This window comes from Acidovorax sp. KNOB132 (genome assembly GCF_057541515.1).
In genome coordinates, this window is the sequence record NZ_BAAJYT010000456.1 from 1 (window position 1) to 1,859 (window position 1,859).

General features: G+C 69.8%; 1 pseudogene. It reads left to right on the forward strand.

The features are described 5' to 3' along the window. Nucleotides 1–1,859: pseudogene (locus AC27IO_RS23665) on the forward strand (amino acid adenylation domain-containing protein); the annotation flags it as partial.

A 1,859-nucleotide genomic window follows, 5' to 3' on the forward strand; every position in this document is an offset into this window, starting at 1 on the left:
CGGAGCTGTTCGATTCTGGGACGATGGAGCGGATGGGGGAGCACTACATGGCGCTCTTGCAGGCGCTGGCGGAGCGCCCTGGGCAGGCGGTGGGCGAGGTGCCGTTGCTGGGCGCGGCGGAGCGTGATCGGCTGGCGGCGTGGGGCGACAACCGCCAGGGCCACGGCACGCCGGTGGCGGTGCACGAACTGTTCGAGCGCCAGGCGGCGGCGCAGCCCGATGCCCCTGCGTTGGTGTTCGGTCAGGAGGCGCTGAGCTACGGCCAGCTCAACGCCCGCGCCAACCAGCTGGCGCACCGGCTGGTGAAGCTGGGGGTGCGGCCCGAGACGCGGGTGGGCATTTTGGTGGAGCGCAGCACCGAGATGGTGGTGGGCTTGCTGGGCATCCTGAAGGCCGGGGGGGCGTATGTGCCGCTGGACCCGGAGTACCCGCCGGAGCGGCTGGCCTACATGGTGCAGGACAGCGGCATCGGCCTGCTGCTCACGCAGCACCAGCATGGTGGCAAGGTGCCCGAGACGGCGGGCTTGCAGGTGCTGGAGCTGGACACGGTGCGGCTGACCGACGAGTGCGAACACGACCCGCAGGTGGCGCTGCACGGCGAGAACCTGGCGTACGTCATCTACACCTCCGGCTCCACCGGGCGACCCAAGGGCGCGGCCATCCGCCACAGCGCGCTCCACAGCTGCATGGCCTGGATGCAGCAGACCTATGCGCTCAATGCGAGCGACACCGTGCTGCACAAGGCCCCATTCGGCTTCGACGTCTCGGTGTGGGAGACCTTCTGGCCCTTGACCACCGGCGTGCGGCTGGTGGTGGCCCAGCCCGGGGACCAGAGAGACCCCGAGCGGCTCGTGCAGCTCATCCGCCAGCACCAGATCACCACCTTGAACTTCGTGCCCTCCATGCTGCAGGCCTTCCTGGCGCACGAAGGCATCGAGCGCCAGACGCGGCTGCGCTACATCATCTGCGGGGGCGAAGCCATGCCCGCGGCCACCCAGAGCGAAGCGCTGCAGCGGCTGCAAGGCGCCTCGCTGCAGAACCTGTACGGCCCCACGGAAACCACCATCCACGTCACGCAGTGGCAGTGCCGTGAAGACGGAGGCACGCAGGTGCCGATCGGGCGGCCGATCTCGGCCACGCAGGCGTGGGTGCTGGATGGCCAGTTGAACCCGGTGCCGCAGGGTGTGGCGGGAGAGCTGTACCTGGGAGGCATCAGCCTGGCGCGGGGCTACCTGGGACGGCCGGGCCTGACGGCCGAGCGGTTCGTGGCGGGGGAGGGAGGCCAGAGGCTGTACCGAACGGGAGACCTGGTGCGCTGGAACGCGCAGGGGCAGCTGGAGTACCTGGGGAGGCTGGACCACCAGGTGAAGATCCGGGGGCTGCGGATCGAGCTGGGGGAGATCGAGGCGCAGTTGCTGGTGCAGCCCGAAGTGAGGGAGGCGGTGGTGGTGGAGCAGCAGGGCCGGCTGGTGGCGCACGTGGCGCTGCATGGCGAGCGCCAGCAATTGCAAGCGCAGGACGAAGGGGCCGGGATCGATGCGGCCTGGCTGCGCGAGAGGTTGGGCAAGGCGTTGCCGGACTACATGGTGCCGGGGGCGGTGGTGGTGCAGCCGGGGCTGCCGCTGAACGCCAACGGCAAGGTGGACAGGAAGGCGCTGCCGAAGGCGCAGTTCGGAGGGGGTTCGGGGTACGAGGCGCCGCAGGGGGAGATCGAAGGGGCGCTGGCGCAGATCTGGGCCGAGGTGCTGGGGGTGCAGCGCGTAGGGCGCAATGACCATTCTTGACATCGGCGGCCATTCCTTGTCGCTGGTGCGTGTGCACCGGCTGCTCCAGTCGCGCTGCCAGATCAGTTTCGCCCT